The sequence below is a fragment of the Paenibacillus sp. strain BS8-2 genome (genome assembly GCF_054483835.1).
The window spans coordinates 3,929,024-3,944,383 of the sequence record NZ_CM137010.1; the positions used below are offsets into that span (position 1 = coordinate 3,929,024).

A 15,360-nucleotide genomic window follows, 5' to 3' on the forward strand; every position below is an offset into this window, starting at 1 on the left:
ATGCCGAGCGGTATGGTGAACGATAACTCGCCAAGAGCGGCATCTTTTATGCGTCCATGGACGTAATAAGCTGATGCAATCTGGGTGGTAACACGGTCACGGATCGTCCCTTTGTCTTCATAGACATGGGGGCGTTTTTTTGTTTTTGTCCCAATTAACAAAAAGGAGTGTATGACGAATGAACATTATCGACGAACTACAATGGCGCGATGCCATCAATCAACAAACGGATGCAGAGGGGCTTCGCGAACTGACGAACGAAAAAGCTGTTTCCTTGTACTGCGGTGTAGACCCGACGGGCGACAGCATGCACATCGGTCATTTGATTCCATTCATGGTGCTCAAGCGGTTCCAGCTTGCCGGTCACCGTCCAGTCATCCTGATCGGCGGGGCAACAGGCACAATCGGCGATCCTAGCGGACGCACCTCGGAGCGCTCCCTCCAGACGCTGGAGCAGATCGAGGACAATGTTAACGCGCTTACTGCGCAGCTTCGCAAGCTGTTCGTGACGGATGGCGACAACAATATCCGTATGGTCAACAACTACGATTGGACGCACAAGATCAACGTGATTGAGTTCCTGCGCGACTACGGCAAAAACTTCAGCATCAATACGATGCTGGCAAAGGATGTAGTATCCAGCCGGCTCGAGAGCGGTATTTCGTTCACGGAGTTCTCGTACCAAATTCTGCAGTCGCTCGATTACCTGCATCTCTTCCAGAACGAGGATGTGCAGCTGCAGATCGGCGGTTCTGACCAATGGGGCAATATTACGAGCGGACTTGATCTGATTCGGAAGAAAGAGGGCAGCGAAGCGAAGGCGTTCGGCCTGACGATTCCGCTGATGCTCAAAGCCGACGGTACGAAATTCGGCAAGACGGCCGGCGGCGCGATCTGGCTGGATCCGAACAAAACGACGCCATTCGAATTCTACCAATTCTGGGCGAATACCGATGACCGGGATGTCGTCAAATATTTGAAGTACTTTACGTTCCTCTCCAAAGAAGAGATCGAGGAGTTGGCGGAGAAGGTGCAATCCGAACCTCACAAGCGGGAAGCGCAGAAGAAGCTGGCGGAAGAGATGACAAGATTCGTACACGGCGAGGAGCTCCTTGAGCAAGCCAAACGGATTACGGCAGCGCTGTTTACCGGTGATATCGCTTCGCTCACTGCCGACGAAATCGAGCAAGGCTTCAAGGAAATGCCGACGTTCGAATCCTCGCGTGAAGCGAAAAACATCGTCGATTGGCTCGTCGATCTAGGTATCGAGCCGTCCAAGCGCCAGGCACGCGAAGACATTACGAATGGCGCGATCTCGATGAATGGCGAGCGTGTAACCGACCTGGCACTTGAAGTGTCGGACAGCCAAGCGATCGGCGGCCGATTCATCATTATTCGCAAAGGCAAAAAAAATTACAGCTTGGTGCGGATGGCGTAATCCAGCATCCAACAACAAGCACCATAGAAACACAAAGACACCTGTTTCCTCGCCATGCGAAGGAAGCAGGTGTCTTTGCTATTCGTTTCAGTGAATGATAGCTGGACCAGGTTGTTCCAGGAGAATAACTAGACTTGTCCTTGGCGCAGAATTATTGCCTTAATCCGTTCGATCCCATCCCACATGTCGCCATCCCGGTCAAAAATAATCGAGATCGGCGCTTCTTCGTTGCCTGAACCGGCAAGTACAAGCAGCTTCGTCAGCGACTCCTCATTAACAGAGCCATTGTCTAGATACTCCGGCTTGGCGTGGAAGGTGTGCGCAATCGGCGCCCCGTAGATGATGCCCGCTTCCTTCTCTGATTTGGCCAAATTGCCGAAGTCCACGATCGTTGGAACTTCCCCGTTCGTCTCGCCAAGCACCTCGCGCCAGCTGTCGACCGTTGACGTCAGATCGCGGAAGTTCTCGGTGACGACCCGGACGCCAAGCGGAGCGGCATATCGGCTTAGCTCCATCAAGCTGAGCGCGCTGCGACGAATCGCCTCGGTATCGCCTGCCGGCTGCTCTCCGGCAACAATTCGGACCGCTGCAGCGCCTGCTGTCGCTGCGGTTTCAATCCAGCCTTTTAAGTAGGAGAGATCGCTGTCTCGTCTTACGGGATCAGGAGATGAGATGTCGCCATAATCGATCAACAAGGTGTGAAAGGTGATTCCGGCATTAGTGAATGCTGATCGTAAGGAAGTCAGATAAGCTTCTTCGCGCGTGGGGAAATGAAAGTGGCATAATTCCAGGTAGGATAAACCTCGCGAAGCTGCTTCGGCTGGCAGGTCGAGCAGAGACATAAGTTCGGGCTGCTCTTGCAAGGAGATAGACTGCGTCTTCGACGAATCGTCCCATGTGGTCCAGTAGAGCGGACCGAGACAGCGGTGCAGACTCCAACTGCTAATAGAAAGTCGATTGCGGAACATAGGGCAGGCACGCTCCATTCTAATCTTATATGTTTATCAGCATAGCCTTCCTACTCCATCGTTTCAAGGCGGGTATTTACTTTGTTTATATGCGATTTTGTGCAAAGTGGCAAGTGGTGGGAGCAGACAGTGTCACATCATTACACATGGATGGGTGATGCTGCCGCATAGAATGTTTAATGATCGATGTGGGAGTATGCGTTTAAGAGGAGGGGCGAGCTTGCTAAAGAAATCGAGAGGCTTCATGATCGGTTTGCTTGTAGGCGCACTGCTGATGACGGCGTTGCCATCACTTGCGGCAAAGGATGCGTCGAATTATTGGTTGAAGAAGGCAACATATCCCGTATATGTGAATGGTGTGGCTTATTGGGACGAAACATTGCCAATTCTCAATTATGAAGGAAGTACCTATGTGCCACTCCTCGCGGTAGGAGAGCTGCTTGGAGCGGGAGTCAAATGGGATGAGAAGCTGAGGCGCGTCAACATCACGTCAAGTGTGGCTACCATTCCTTGCAACAATGCATTCTGCAATATCAGCATTAACGGCTCGGGAGGACATTATATCGTGTCTGGTGAAGCGAGAGTGTTCGAGGCCGTCATGAACTATGCTGTCGAGGATGGCCATAACTATCTCCTGGAGGGTCACCATATGGTGGCTGAAGGAGCTCCCGCTTGGTCGCCTTTCGCGATCGGCATCGAGATCCCGCCCGCACAGCAACCGGTTAATGGCACGCTCATGTTGGAGTTGTTTGAGTACAGCGCCAAGGATGGCTCGCGCGTTAATGTTTTGTCGGTTCCTTTAGAGACGTTCGGACCATAAAAAGGTTTTAACCTACAACAGCATAAGCAAGCGAGTTCCCCCTCTGTCAGAATAGTTGTCGTAACCCCTATCTCAAAGTATAGTGGGAATAACGGAAATAATGAATCTGTTAGTAAGTTAGTCAGAGAAACGGGTATATCTGAAACCACGTTGTACAAGTGGAGGAACGCGGCAAAAGCCCAGTGAACGATTATGCCGGCAGGTGCATCTACAGAGCGATGGAGCACGATGGATAAGTTCACCATCGTGGTGGAAACAGCAGCATTAAGTGAGATCGAGATGGCCGAATACTGTCGTGCCAAAGGGTTACACGTAGAACAAGTAGAAGCATGGCGCGATGCGTGTATGCAAGCTAACGGAGGCGTTACTGCGCACTCCAACCAGTTGCTGAAGGAACTACGTGCGAAAGAACAAGAGAACAAAGCGTTAAGTCGTGAGCTGAAGTGCAAAGAGGCGGCACTCGCCGAGACAGCCGCCTTATTGTTGTTGCCAATAAAGGCCCAAGCGATTTGGGGGGACAACGAGGACGAATGATCCGTGCCTCAGATCGCGAGCAAGCTCTTACACTGATTGGGGAAGCCGTCGGTGCTGACTTCTCATGATAAATCTTGTTTCAACCGTGATTCGAAACTCTATCTCCTCACGTCCATGAGACCTCCCACGGTAAGACGACTCCCTTTCCTTCCATATACTCGCACCATTTACAACTCCAATCTTTGAATTACTGCTAAATGTCGAGTGGATTGAGGAATTGGTAGTGGGGGAGTAATGCTCTCGCCTTAACTGGCGGTTCCGAAAAAATAATTGATAGAAAAACTGGCCAAACGGAGCTCCTTATGAGATGAAAACACTAAATGTTAAATGCAGTAGAGTTATACTAACATTAACCATTCGACCCACCTAGTATATTCATGGAAATAATTATGTTTTTTTGAGTTGACATTCCAATTTTGGGCATGATAGTATCTCCATTGACACAACTCACATTATAGTACGGAAACACAAAACCTATTAAAAAATAATGAAAGCTGTTACATTTACCCTTCACAAGCGTCATTACACAAGTTATTCATTGTAGAGTCTCTTCATTCAAATTCGAGGCCACAGGAGCCTTGCAAAAGGTAGGTAACCTAAATGAAAAACTTACGCATCGATCGTTATATACTTCCACGAAAGAAATTTTTAGTGAATCGTTTGCTAGCTACAATGCTTTTAATAGTTACAGGGATTATGCTACTTACAGGCTGTGAAGAAACGTCGACGAATAATCATACAAGAGACAACAGTGATATCCCAGAAATGAGGGGATCCGTCGTTGAAACAGCTTTTGAAGTACATTTGGATGACTATGGTACTTGCAGGGTTGATATTAGGCTGCCTAATCTGAATAATAATTTGCCAAATGCCGACCAAGTGAATGAAAAAATCAATTCTGAATATGTTCATATTCAAGAATATGAACATATTGATGACTGTCAAACAGCTGAAGGATATGAATATGTATGGTATCAGTATGACTATTATGTTGCTGATTTTGATGGTGTATATAGCATTGCTATTTATTCAACTATATCCTCAGCATATGGATCATATAATCCTATGAACAATGTTCAATCTTTTTATTATGATTCAAAAAATGGAGAAATATTAACATCTAGACAATTTTTAGAGAAGGTAGGATACTCTGAAGACGATATAATCAGCGCATATATAAATAGCTGTTGCCCCGCATATAAGTCCGAACAAATTGATTTCAGTCAAATTTTCTTCTATTTCAACAAGCACAATGAGTTAAATTTCATTTTTAACTCAAGTTCTATTATTTCACAATAAATGATCCTGACATTTTTATATTTATTTTAAGGAGGTGGTGCGCACTAGAGCGACTGGTTTAATCCACTGTTGAATACAAGTAATTAAGCCAATACTCACAATAGGGGTCTGTCCAGTATTTTGTGTAAGCCCTCTTGAAGCAAAATACTAGCGTAAGTGTTGACCGATCCGATCAGGGAAGAAGACCGACAGTTGACAGGAGAACCTCGGGCTTCAAAGGCCGTCAAGAAGCACTTCTCACTGCCCCACAAGTTATCGCGGCAATGCTGGACAGCGCGATTCATGTGGGGATGACAGCATCTTATGTTCTCATGGATAGCTGGTTTATCCATGCGCCACTCATTCAGGAAGTTCTGAATCGTGGACTTCATGTGATCAGCATGGTTAAGAACGATAACAAGCACATCTTACACGCGCGCGTTTGAGTATGCGTTTCAATTGATCCGTCCGTTGGTATTTTGCGATAATGCAAAACCGCCAAGACTTTATGATCTGCGATACACCTTCGCCTCCAATACCTTTAAACGCTGGCATGAAGCAGGGGAGGACGTGAACCGGAAGCTCTACAATGCCCCAACGTATGTAAAAATCTACATACAATGTGCCCCGACGCAAGTAGATGTCCCCAACGTATGTAAAAATCTACATACAATGTGCCCCGTCTCAAGCATATGCCCCAACGTAGTCCAGAGACAGCCTCTTGCACATGAATGCTGGCGTCCTTATCCGATCCGCAGCCGTCGCTTGCCGCCTCCGGCAGACGCAATTTGGAGAATGCCGGCCTCGGTGTTTTCAAACGGGAACCATTCGTACATGCTAGGCGAGGTAAGGGTTACACAGGCTGCATTTGCTGCGAATGTCGGAAGATACACAAGCGTCGGAGCGGATATTGAACCATCCTCATGCCAGTCCATGCTGAAGCCGCCTGACGTTTCATCGTAGCTATATCGTTCGATAATACCGGCTGTTGCCATCGGATAGCCGCGCTGCACGCCTTTGAAGGAGGAATATTTGTCCATATCCGTGTGCATATAGCTCCAATACGTATCGCTGCATAGAAGACGCTCGAATGTGCGCTTAATATGAAGAGATGCGTGTTCGGATTTCTGGGAGCCGTAATAAGCTCCCCACTCTCCGACGAGCATGGGCATCTCGAGCCGTTTGCGCGTCGATTCATGCTGCTCGAAGATGTAGCTCACGCGATCTTGGCTTGCCAAATGCGTATCGGGCGTATCGGTCACAATGTCGTAGCCGTGCGGGGCGTAGACCTGCTGCGAATCCTTTTCACCGCTAGAGTCGACGAGCGGCATAATGGAGCTTTCCACCCCCATGTTCGAGAAATAGTTGGTTTCAAGGAAGATCATGCGTTCACGGTCGACCTCTCGAATGGCGTCGCGCGTTTTCTGGTAGAGTGCAGTCAGGACATCCCGCTCGAATGGAGCCTGTGCAATCGCAGTTGGCTCCATCAGCCTGCGATACACCTCCACATTGTTCATCAGGCTAAGCGCCTCGTGTCTTTGACTGGGGTCCATCCAGAGTCCAAGTAATTGCTCCATATTCATTGGAGGTTCTCCAGTTTGCTCCGCTGTGACCTCAGCAAATGCGCCGAACAATGCTCCGAGGATGTTCTGAACATCGGTACCGATGAACGGCTCGTTCATGAGATCGTATCCGATTAAGTTAGGCGCGTCATGTAACTGACGCACGGCATAAGACCAAGTGGAGATATAGTGATCTTGCAGGCCGATGCCATCGGGAGCAGGAGAGTTGCGCCAGAAGTGGTCGAACGCGGTTTGAACCGCTCCGTCGAACAAATAGGCGTCGCTCCATACCTCGGTCTTGGCGTAAGTATGATTGTCTGTAAGCGTTGCCCAAGCCGGTGCTCCGTTGCTGAAGAGGGAGCTGTATAGATCCTGATGCATATCCAGGAATACATAAATGTCATGCTGCTCAGCGAGCTGTATAATGGCACGTGTTCGTTCAATATAGGCATCGTCATAATGTCCCGGCGTTGGCTCCAAGGCGTCCCAGCTCATGCCGAGTCGAATGACGTTCATCCCCCATTGCTTCAGCTTCAAGAAGTCCTGCTCGGTCCAATTGCCGATGTACCCATCCGCCTTGTTTTTGCACACCATATTCATGCCGTGCAGGATGACTTGCCGTCCCTCTGCATCCACAAAGCGCTCTTTAATGGTTTGAATCTGATTCATATGGATCGCCGCCTTCTATACTGTTTTTGGACTGACTGGTCAGTTTCATAATATCGCAGGGCAGTGTCCAATGTCAATGAAATCCCAATTATGCAACAGGAGAACGAGAAAAGAACAGGGGCTGCAGACTATAAAATCTCGGATTAGCGTCGTTATTCGCTGTGGCCACAGATGATCGTAACTTCCGATCATCTGCAGAGCTTCACAAGAAAAAAGCTGCGAATGGCTCAAATGAGGTCAGAACGATCAATCCCTTACAAGCTTAGTGCTTCAACAAAGCCGGCAAAATAAACGCATTGATGGTAGCTTCAAGCTCCTCCCGCGAAAGCTTTCCTTCCTGCTCGATATAATAAGCGCAAGCGCTTTCGAGCAAGCCAAGCATACTGCTGGCGGCGAGCTCTCTGTTCACGGCCTTAAGCGATCCATCCTGGATTCCCTGCTCCAATACGCCTGACAAAAAACGTATGTACGCTTGTTTTTTCTCTCTTATGCGTTGCAAGATTTCCGGCTCGATGCCGTTCGTCGTTTCATTACTAATGATGTGGATCAGGGGTCTGTATTGGAGGAACAGCTCAATATGTTTGCTCACGATTTGAGCAATTTGGCGATTTGTGGGCTGGTCCTCGCGCAGTACATCCTGGCTTCCGCTCGTAAGAAGCTCATAGCCATGGCCAACAATCGTTTCGAACAGGTCGGCCTTGCTTTTGTAATTGTAATAGAGCGTGCCTTTGGCCACATTTGCCTCTTTCGCGATATCGTCCATGCTTGTGCGATGGTAGCCTAGCTCCGAGAACAGCTTGATCGCGGCGGCTATAATTTTATTCTTGCTCACAGGCTTATTCTTCCCTTCCAAGTTAAGTGACGGAATTAAGTATAGCATAGATCAAGATTCTAAATGACATAGTAAACAGAGTTGGTACATCTTGAAGAAATTAGGGAAAACCATACTTGAATTCGATACAAAGACGGAATTATAGCATGGATATCGGATTGTTTCTATGTATTACCTCGTATCAAGATCTTATGATTAAAGAGTGCTTTTCAAATCATTTGAGGGGGCAATCATATGAGGTTAAAGAAACGTAAGGTACTGAATACAGCAATTGTGCTGGGCACTGCGGTTTCAATGTTGGTGGCATGTTCGTCAGGAAACAACAATAACGACAATGCCAACGCGACAAAGCAGCCGGAAGGCAGCACTGCGCCGGTTGAATCAAGTCAGCCAACCAACGCAAGCGGCAAGTTCGATCCTCCAGTTAAGATCACAACGGTATCGCCAAACATCGGGGCCGATAATAAGTTTCCCGCGGGAGATACGTTGAACGACAATTTCCACACGCGTTGGGCCAAAGAGAAGCTGGGCATTGAGATGGAGACATTATGGAGCGTTAATGATAATACCGCTTATACGACGAAACAAAAGCTTATGCTTGCTGGCAATGAAAAAATGCCGGATGTGATGCTGGTCTACAACGAGCTTATTGATGATTTCATCTCGTCTGGTAAATTCATGGACATTACAGAAGCCTTTGATAAGTACGCACCAGAGCGGCTTAAGGAGGCATTTGCCAAGGATCCTGACTTATGGATACGCGTGCAAAAGGAGGGTAAGCGCTATGGTCTTCCGGTTATGACGGATGGCGCTGTCAATTCGATCATGTTCATTCGTCAGGATTGGCTCGATAAGTTGAACCTCAAAGCGCCAACGACCATCGCTGAGCTTGAGAATGTCATGGATGCCTTCGTGAACCAGGATCCGGACGGCAATGGCAAAAAAGATACAATCGGGATATCGCTTTCGGGTAAAACAAACCTTGCCACATGGAACGCCACTGCAGACTTTGTGTTCGGCGCGTATGGACAAATGCCAGAGCAATGGTATAAAGCGGATGACGGCACCCTGCAGTATGGTTCCATCAACCCTTCTGTGAAAACGGCACTTGGCAAATTGTCGGAGTGGTTCGAGAAGGATTACTTGGATAAAGCCTTTGGAACGCTTGACAACACAAAAGCTGGAGAAAGCTTCACACAAGGAAAGTCCGGTATTTATGTAGGTCCTACTTACGTCCCAAGCACTACATTCGAAAAAGGCGGCATGGATGTTAGCGTAGTGAAGGCTTACCGGATTCCGGAAGGTCCGGACGGATTGTTTGGCAGTACGGCAGCGGCGAAAACGAACCACGCCTACCTGTTTAACAAAGATTTCGCGCATATGGATGCATTCTTTGCTTATTTAGATAAAATGATGAAGCCATATGCAGAGGACTCGGAGTTCTATTACGGCTTCGAGGAAGGTCTTGATTACAAGATGGTCGATGGAAAGCCGGACTATAAAGCGGCAGATCTCAGAAAACCGGAAGGCTTCAGTGCGGGTAACTATATGCTGGTGAAAAATTACACAGTCCCTGTAGACAATTCACAAATGTATATCGATCTGCTTGCTGGTAAAACACCGGTAACCCCAACAGAACTCAACGTGGTGACTTGGCCAAAAGCACGACAAGAAGCGCTTGCTATTGATGGCCAGATTAAAGCCAAACAAGGCTTCCAAAATGCATTCCAAGGCCAACCAACAAAAACGATGCAGCAAAAGGGTGAGCTGTTGCTCAAGATGGAACGTGAAACGTTCCTTAAGATCGTATACGGCGAGCAGCCTTTGGATTCTTTCGATACATTCGTCGAAAATTGGAATAAAGCCGGCGGAGACGAAGTGACAGCTGAGGTTAACGAGTGGTACAAAAACAGTAAGTAAAACAAGTTGAATCGTGCTGCCGCCCTCCTATGTTGGCGGCAGTCGATTTTCCAAAAGAGAACAAAGCTATTGACATGGATTGCGAAGGAGGCTATAGGGATGAAATTTAAGCGTATATATCCGCTTCATTTACTTGTTTTACCGTCAGTCATTATGCTGATTATTTTTCAATACATCCCCATGGGCGGACTTATCATAGCCTTTCAAGATTATAAACCGTGGTTTGGGATATTAAATTCACCTTGGGTAGGCTGGGAAAATTTTCGATTTATATTTGAATACCCGGATAGCAAAGTAGTCATCTGGAATACGTTCGTCATCGCATTCAGCAAAATCATTACCGGGCTAGTTGTTCCCTTTACGTTCGCATTGCTCTTGAATGAGATTCGGATCATGGCCTTTAAACGAACGATACAAACAATTGTTTATTTGCCGCACTTCTTGTCTTGGGTTATTCTGGGCGGTATTTTGACCGATATTTTGTCCATTAATAACGGTTTAATTAATCAATTTGTAACTTGGCTCGGATTTGAAGCAATCCCCTTTCTTCAGAACGGAGACTGGTTCCGATTTACGATCATCTCGAGTGATATCTGGAAGGAATTTGGTTTCTCTACGATTGTATATTTAGCAGCGATTACTGCAATCAATCCTGAGCTTTACGAAGCGGCGATATCGGATGGTGCAAATAGGTGGCAACAGACGCTCCATATCACGATTCCATCGATCATGCCGATGACGGTTCTGCTTGGTGCATTGTCGCTTGGCAGCATTCTGAACGCCGGCTTTGATCAGATATTTAATTTGTATAATCCGCTTGTGTACGACAAAGGAGATATTATTGATACCTTTGTTTATCGTCAAGGTATTCTGGGCTCCCAGTTCAGCTTCTCCACTGCATTCGGCATGTTCAAATCGGTTATTAGCACCATTTTGCTCGTTGTCTTTTACCGGTTGGCTTACAAGTACGCGAACTATCGCATTTTTTAACGGGAGGCAACTTATGCACTATCAATCTACTTCAAACCGTATTTTCACGATCTTGAATATGACGTTCATGGTTCTAATTGCTATACTTTGTTTATTTCCATTTCTTCATATTATATCGATCTCTCTAAGCTCGAAAGAAGCAGCAACCGCCAATATTGTTTCGTTTTGGCCGGTTGACTTTACATGGGACGCCTATTCAGTCACCTTCAGCAATGACAATTATGTAAGATCGTTCTTTAATTCTGTTATTCGGACTGTTTTTGGATCAGCAATTACGATGATGTTCTGTGTAACAGCCGCTTATCCGCTATCTAAGGATAATGGGGTTTTCCCTGGACGTTCGATCTACTCGTGGTTTTTCATATTCACAATGCTGTTCGGTGCAGGGCTTATTCCTCACTATTTGCTCGTTATTAACTTAGGTCTTAAGAATACGATTTGGGCGCTCATTCTCCCATCGGCGGTCAATGTTTTTAATATGATTCTCATGATGAACTTCTTTCGCGGTATACCGAAGGAGCTTGAGGAAGCAGCCTTTATAGACGGTGCCGGATACTTTAGATCCTTGATCCAGATTTATTTGCCGCTCTCCCTTCCATCGATTGCAACGCTGTCGCTGTTTGCTTTGGTTGGTCAATGGAACTCTTGGTTTGACGGACTCATCTATTTGAATGATATTCAGAAATATCCGCTCGCTACTTTGCTTCAGCAGATGACCGCGGGAGCTAATATAGTTGCAACGGACAGCTATGTAGATCCTGATAAGCTGCTCAATGTGACGGACAGAACGCTGAGAACGGCGCAAATATTCATCAGCATGGTTCCTATTCTAATTGTGTATCCATTCCTGCAACGTTATTTCGTTAAAGGGATGACGCTCGGGTCAGTTAAGGAGTAACATTCTCTTCTCACAGACAACAATGATAAACTAAGGGATAATAGTTGATTATGGAATATGGAGTGACACGATGAGATTGAAGATAAATACGTACACGAAAATTCTGTTCATTATTATTCCTTTGGTGCTATGCATTGTTGTTATGTACTTTTACTCCCATCAACGGAGTGTACAATTTATTAAGAAGGAATTAACAAAGTCGAGTCAGGATGGTTCGGCTTTCTTCCTTCAACAGATCGATACGACATTTGATCAAATTACAACCAGCAGCATAACACTAAGCCGCGACCCGACCGTAATGGAGATGATGAACAGTTATTTGTTCAAAACCTATTACAATCAAGCTAAAATTGAAAACGATTTGTGGAGCAAGCTGATCTTGCAGCAATCATCCACGAATTGGTCGAGCACAGTGAGTGTATTTTTCTCGGAATTAAGAACGGTTGTTTCCACGAATTCGTCCTATATTACGTATGATGAACAATATTTGCACAATCACTTTGCAGCGAATTGGGAGTACCGGGAAGTTAACGGCACAGGCGAGTTTTATCGTCAAATCGGGTATCCGTCGAGTGGAGAAGATCAGATATCCCAAGCGGTTGTCGAAACAAGTATTGATGCCCGCAACTTGTCAAATCTGCTGAGTCAATTGAAAGCGAAAGGAAACGGCGTACATTTCTTAACAGATGGGCAACAAATCATAGGTTCGTTATCTCCGGAATGGGGACATATCCAATCCATCATGAACACGTTAGAAACACCGACTGCAGATTCGGGCCACCTGACAATTCGTATCGAGTCTAATGACTACATTGTATTTTATGCCAAATCGAAGACACTGGGTTGGTATTTAATTAGTTCTGTTCCTGTGTCGGAATTCTTAAATCCGATTATTTGGGATCAAAAGCTGTTTTATGGTTTTGTATCGTTTTTTCTCGTGTTAGGCATCATTGCAATCATGCTGCTTTATCGCAATGTCCAAATGCCATTAAAACAATTGATACGAAACACGCAACAAGTAAATAAGGATGAGGCTTTGTTATATTCCGCAGCGGGCTCCATTAATGAATTTCAATTTTTAAATCGCAATTTTGAGAAGTTGGCAACTAATGTGTTAGATCTTACGGATAAAGTTTTTGTGGAAACGATCCGTTCCCGAGAAGCCATGCTAAAACAATTGCAATCGCAAATTAATCCTCATTTCTTATACAATTCGTTGAGTTTTATTATTAACATGACCAAATTGAATCAGGAAAAAGAGGTTATTGCGATGGCCCATCATCTGAGCGATTACTTTCGTTATACGACTAGAGTGGATAATCAGACACCAACGGTGCGTGAGGAAATCAGTCTTGTCTCCCATTATCTTGAAATACAGGCTATGCGGAATAAGAGGCTGGAGTATGAGCTTGATATTTCTGACAGTCTGTTAGATTTGCATCTGCCGCGTCTAATCGTACAGCCTTTAGTAGAAAATGCAATCATTCACGGCATTGAGCATCGGATTGGAAGCTCGTTTATTCGAGTTGTGGGAGGAGTTCACAATGATGAATGCTTCATTAGGGTTGAAGACAACGGAGTGTCAATCTCCGATGCGTTACTAGATGAAATCAGCGGAAGGATGAATGCACCAAATGATCCCGAGTCATCTGGGGGATGCGGTCTGCAGAACGTACATCTTAGGATGAAGCTGCGCCTCGGCGATGACGCAGGCGTTCGTCTCGAAGCAGCTGACCCTGTGGGAATGATAGCCACACTGTATTGGAGGTCAGGTCATGTTCCAGATTCTAATCGTTGATGATGAAGAACACGCAGCCGATAGTTTAGCGTTATCTCTGGATTGGGCTAACTATGGCATTCAAAAAGTGATTACGGCCTATTCAGGTCTCGAAGCGCTGGAAATTCTGCAACAAGAAACGATACACCTGCTTCTGACAGACATTCGTATGCCGGGTTTATCTGGACTGGAATTAATTGAAGAAGTGAATAAACGCTCCTTGAAGACCAGAATAATTGTCATTAGCGGATATAACGAATTCGAGTATGCGCAGCGAGCAATCCAATATGGGGCATTGGATTATTTGCTTAAGCCTGTTAAGGATGACGATTTACAACAGGTGGTTGAGAGGGTCATGGAGATGATCCAGCAGGAATGGAAGGAAGTTGTCGCATATCGGAATTCTGTACAAACCTTAAAATCCAATTTATCTTTGTTGCAGAGCTCCTTGATGCAGGAATTAATTAGCGGGAAAAGATTTAACCAGCATCAATTACAAGAGAGGCTCGAGCTGTACGAACTTCAATTCCAGCCGGGCGATCCTGTTGCACTCGTTACAATGAGGTTTGAATGGGACGAGCATGACTATGATCTGAAAAGTCGGGAATTGCTCGAATATGCGGTTCGTAATATCGTGGAAGAAATTACTTCAGAGCACTTTCATAACTGGATATGCAAGGATCCAAATGACTTTGTCGTACTGTTATTTCGACCTGCGGCTGATGAACACGAATTTCAGCAATCAGGACAATTGCATTGGGCAGCCTTGCTTGAACGCAAGGTTGATGAATGGAAGCAGATTGTACAATCCTTGCTCAAGCTTTCTCTTTCTATCGCGATTTCACCATTCGGCACATTCGCTGACGATTTGCCTGTGCTTTATCAGGACTCACTCGTTGCTTTCCGCAGACGAATCGGCAAGGATCGAGGTTTAATGATTCAAATCAAGGAAAAGGAGAGCCTGGGCAAGGTTGTGCACATCAATTATTTGAATGAACAGCCGTCGTTGCTGCAGCTGCTTGAGACCGGTGCTTGGGACAAAGCGTCTGAGAAGCTTCAGACGATCTTTGAAAAATTTAATTCAGGCAGCTTCTCATCTCAGGAATATGTGTGGGAGCTCTACTTCTATATCTCGCATGCTTTCTCACACATCGCTCACAAGAATGGTGTGTTGCTTGATGATATTGTTGGACAGTCCTTGATCAAACCTAACAATATGGCAGCAGACATCTCTCTTAAACAGCTGGAAGAGTGGTCCTTCTCCTTATTAAGAGAATTTACGGCTTATGCGATAGAGGAATGGCAAGACAACAGAAGAACCATTGTGGATCAAATCAGACAATATATCGACGAGCACTTGGGAGATGTATTAACAATTGAGTGGGTAGCCGAGCAGTTTCATTTTAACCCAGACTATTTGTCCAAGGTGTACAAGAGTGAAACGGAAGAGACGATTACGGATTATATCTACAAGCAACGGATGAAGCAAGCGGCGACCTTGTTGATCGAGACGAATGATCGGGTGTACGACATTGGTGAGCGTCTTGGCTATACGAATGCGAACTACTTCATCAAGTTGTTCAAACGGTATTATGATGCAACGCCTCAAGCCTATCGAGAAATCTATAGAAACTGAAGCATCAGGGTATGGTACGTTCTAAGATTAGGAGGAGC

The 15,360-nt window shown here is 45.9% G+C and carries 12 protein-coding genes and 1 pseudogene; 10 read left to right on the forward strand and 3 right to left on the reverse strand.

Annotated features, from left to right (window positions below):
* The first annotated feature begins 178 nt into the window (after positions 1 to 178).
* On the forward strand, positions 179 to 1,438 hold the full coding sequence (gene tyrS, locus ACX1C1_RS16580; protein ID WP_458953280.1) for a tyrosine--tRNA ligase: 1,260 nt from the start codon (positions 179 to 181) through the stop codon (positions 1,436 to 1,438).
* A 128-nt stretch (positions 1,439 to 1,566) separates the two neighbouring features.
* Here tyrS and ACX1C1_RS16585 read toward each other — a convergent pair whose 3' ends face one another.
* Positions 1,567 to 2,406, reverse strand: a complete 840-nt coding sequence (locus tag ACX1C1_RS16585; protein WP_458953281.1) for a sugar phosphate isomerase/epimerase family protein — start codon at positions 2,404 to 2,406, stop codon at positions 1,567 to 1,569.
* A gap of 220 nt (positions 2,407 to 2,626) precedes the next feature.
* Between ACX1C1_RS16585 and ACX1C1_RS16590 the strand changes: the two genes are divergently transcribed.
* The 4 genes and pseudogenes from ACX1C1_RS16590 to ACX1C1_RS16605 form a co-directional block, all read left to right on the forward strand.
* Positions 2,627 to 3,226: a Gmad2 immunoglobulin-like domain-containing protein gene (locus tag ACX1C1_RS16590; protein ID WP_458953282.1), complete on the forward strand. Its 600-nt coding sequence runs from the start codon at positions 2,627 to 2,629 to the stop codon at positions 3,224 to 3,226.
* A gap of 192 nt (positions 3,227 to 3,418) precedes the next feature.
* The gene (locus tag ACX1C1_RS16595; RefSeq protein ID WP_458953283.1) at positions 3,419 to 3,760 is read left to right on the forward strand and encodes a transposase; all 342 of its coding nucleotides are present in this window, start codon (positions 3,419 to 3,421) and stop codon (positions 3,758 to 3,760) included.
* Between the two features lie 600 nt (positions 3,761 to 4,360).
* Positions 4,361 to 5,059: a hypothetical protein gene (locus tag ACX1C1_RS16600; RefSeq protein WP_458953284.1), complete on the forward strand. Its 699-nt coding sequence runs from the start codon at positions 4,361 to 4,363 to the stop codon at positions 5,057 to 5,059.
* A 200-nt stretch (positions 5,060 to 5,259) separates the two neighbouring features.
* Positions 5,260 to 5,469, forward strand: a pseudogene (locus tag ACX1C1_RS16605) (transposase); the annotation flags it as partial.
* Positions 5,470 to 5,781: 312 nt separating this feature from the next.
* On the opposite strand, the gene ACX1C1_RS16610 reads toward ACX1C1_RS16605, so the two are convergent.
* Positions 5,782 to 7,269, reverse strand: a complete 1,488-nt coding sequence (locus ACX1C1_RS16610) for a cellulase family glycosylhydrolase (RefSeq protein ID WP_458953285.1) — start codon at positions 7,267 to 7,269, stop codon at positions 5,782 to 5,784.
* Positions 7,270 to 7,531: 262 nt separating this feature from the next.
* Positions 7,532 to 8,101 carry a TetR/AcrR family transcriptional regulator gene (locus ACX1C1_RS16615; protein ID WP_458953286.1) on the reverse strand — a complete coding sequence of 190 codons (570 nt, stop codon included), beginning with the start codon at positions 8,099 to 8,101 and terminating at the stop codon, positions 7,532 to 7,534.
* 234 nt (positions 8,102 to 8,335) lie between these two features.
* Between ACX1C1_RS16615 and ACX1C1_RS16620 the strand changes: the two genes are divergently transcribed.
* The 5 genes from ACX1C1_RS16620 to ACX1C1_RS16640 all read left to right on the forward strand — a co-directional run bounded on the left by ACX1C1_RS16620 (position 8,336) and on the right by ACX1C1_RS16640 (position 15,322).
* Positions 8,336 to 10,021, forward strand: a complete 1,686-nt coding sequence (locus ACX1C1_RS16620; protein WP_458953287.1) for an extracellular solute-binding protein — start codon at positions 8,336 to 8,338, stop codon at positions 10,019 to 10,021.
* Positions 10,022 to 10,120: 99 nt separating this feature from the next.
* Positions 10,121 to 11,011 (forward strand): ABC transporter permease, encoded by an 891-nt coding sequence (locus ACX1C1_RS16625; RefSeq protein WP_458953288.1) that lies wholly within the window; start codon positions 10,121 to 10,123, stop codon positions 11,009 to 11,011.
* A gap of 13 nt (positions 11,012 to 11,024) precedes the next feature.
* Positions 11,025 to 11,909 carry a carbohydrate ABC transporter permease gene (locus ACX1C1_RS16630; RefSeq protein ID WP_458953289.1) on the forward strand — a complete coding sequence of 295 codons (885 nt, stop codon included), beginning with the start codon at positions 11,025 to 11,027 and terminating at the stop codon, positions 11,907 to 11,909.
* A 70-nt stretch (positions 11,910 to 11,979) separates the two neighbouring features.
* The gene (locus tag ACX1C1_RS16635) at positions 11,980 to 13,707 is read left to right on the forward strand and encodes a sensor histidine kinase (RefSeq protein ID WP_458953290.1); all 1,728 of its coding nucleotides are present in this window, start codon (positions 11,980 to 11,982) and stop codon (positions 13,705 to 13,707) included.
* Positions 13,685 to 15,322, forward strand: a complete 1,638-nt coding sequence (locus ACX1C1_RS16640; protein WP_458953291.1) for a response regulator transcription factor — start codon at positions 13,685 to 13,687, stop codon at positions 15,320 to 15,322. Before ACX1C1_RS16635 ends, ACX1C1_RS16640 begins: the two co-directional genes overlap by 23 nt.
* Positions 15,323 to 15,360 lie beyond the last annotated feature (38 nt).